Below are 255 nucleotides of genomic sequence, written 5' to 3'. Positions count from 1 at the left end.
TCGCTTCCCGTTGTACTGGCCATTGTAGTACGTGTGTAGCCCAGGTCATAAGGGGCATGATGATTTGACGTCATCCCCGCCTTCCTCCGGTTTGTCACCGGCAGTCATTCTAGAGTGCCCACCTTAAAGTGCTGGCAACTAAAATCAAGGGTTGCGCTCGTTGCGGGACTTAACCCAACATCTCACGACACGAGCTGACGACAACCATGCACCACCTGTCTCCTCTGTCCCGAAGGCCGCCTCTATCTCTAGAGG

Annotated in this window: 1 rRNA gene; it reads right to left on the bottom strand. The window is 54.5% G+C overall.

The window, feature by feature from the left end:
- Positions 1 to 255 (bottom strand): 16S ribosomal RNA (locus KI367_RS26900); the annotation flags it as partial.

Source organism: Paenibacillus cookii, assembly GCF_018333375.1.
Classification (GTDB): Bacteria; Bacillota; Bacilli; order Paenibacillales; family Paenibacillaceae; genus Paenibacillus_AQ; species Paenibacillus_AQ cookii.
This window is presented reverse-complemented; position numbering and strand designations above follow the sequence as displayed.